This window comes from Oleiphilus sp. HI0128 (assembly GCF_001635365.1).
Genome location: NZ_LWGG01001505.1, coordinates 1 through 1,106, shown reverse-complemented (window position 1 = coordinate 1,106; position 1,106 = coordinate 1). Strand labels below are relative to the sequence as shown.

The 1,106-nt window shown below is 43.5% G+C and carries 3 protein-coding genes; all 3 read left to right on the top strand.

Annotation, left to right across the window (positions count from 1 at the left end):
- The first annotated feature begins 76 nt into the window (after positions 1-76).
- Positions 77-445 carry a 50S ribosomal protein L14 gene (rplN, locus tag A3763_RS24855; RefSeq protein ID WP_068508534.1) on the top strand — a complete coding sequence of 123 codons (369 nt, stop codon included), beginning with the start codon at positions 77-79 and terminating at the stop codon, positions 443-445.
- A gap of 16 nt (positions 446-461) precedes the next feature.
- Entirely contained in the window at positions 462-779 is a 318-nt protein-coding gene (gene rplX / locus A3763_RS24850; RefSeq protein WP_068508536.1) for a 50S ribosomal protein L24, read from the top strand.
- A gap of 14 nt (positions 780-793) precedes the next feature.
- On the top strand, positions 794-1,106 hold a 313-nt coding region (rplE, locus tag A3763_RS24845; RefSeq protein WP_082880596.1), incomplete at its 3' end, for a 50S ribosomal protein L5.

Genomic DNA, 1,106 nt, shown 5'->3' with positions numbered 1-1,106 from the left:
CAAAGTCTTTCACGTTACTAAACATCGATGAAAAAGCATCTAACGTTTAACCCCTGGTAAGGTTTGGAGAACAACGATGATTCAGACGGAAAGTATGCTAGATGTGGCCGATAACAGCGGTGCGCGTCGAGTAATGTGTATTAAAGTGCTGGGTGGTTCACATCGTCGTTATGCACGAATTGGTGATGTAATTAAAGTCACTGTAAAAGAAGCTATACCTCGCGGCAAAGTCAAAAAAGGCGATGTCATGAGTGCTGTGGTAGTGCGTACGCGTAGTGGTGTACGTCGCCCAGATGGCTCTTTAATTAAATTCGATGGTAACGCTGCTGTGTTGTTAAACGCTAGTGATGCACCGATTGGAACTCGTATTTTTGGTCCTGTAACTCGTGAGTTGCGCGGCGATAAGTACATGAAAATTATTTCTTTAGCACCTGAAGTGCTTTAAGGACGAGAGGCCGGTTATGAAAAAGATCAAACGTGACGATGAAGTGATTGTCATAGCAGGCAAGGACAACGGTAAGCGTGGTAAAGTTAATCGTGTGATGAAGGATGGCCGTTTGGTCGTTTCTGGAATCAACATGATTAAGCGCCACACTAAGCCTAACCCAATGCTGGGTACGCCAGGTGGCATTGTTGAGAAAGAAGCGCCAATTCAGGCTTCTAATGTTGCGATTTTTAATCCAACAACCAACAAAGCAGACCGTGTAGGCTTCAAAGTCCTTGAAGATGGCAAGAAGGTACGTGTATTCAAATCTAACGACGAGCTCGTAGATAAGTAGGCAGGTAATAAACCATGGCAAATATGAAAGAAGTTTATAAAAGCGAAGTGGTACCTGCACTGCAAAAAGAGTTCGATTACAAGAGCATAATGCAAGTACCGAAAATTGAGAAAATTACCCTTAATATGGGTGTTGGCGAAGCGCTAGCAGACAAAAAAATGCTAGAGAACGCAATCGCTGATCTTGAGAAATTAGCTGGCCAAAAGCCAGTGACTACAAAAGCTCGTAAGTCAGTAGCTGGCTTTAAAGTTCGTGAAGGTTATCCGATCGGCTGTAAAGTTACTTTACGTGGCGAGCGTATGTGGGAATTTTTCGAGCGTTTAGTTG

Bases quoted from the DNA above. Each gene is read 5' to 3' on its own strand.
- rplN (WP_068508534.1), top strand. From the start codon at position 77: ATGATTCAGACGGAAAGTATGCTAGATGTGGCCGATAACAGCGGTGCG.
- rplX (WP_068508536.1), top strand. From the start codon at position 462: ATGAAAAAGATCAAACGTGACGATGAAGTGATTGTCATAGCAGGCAAG.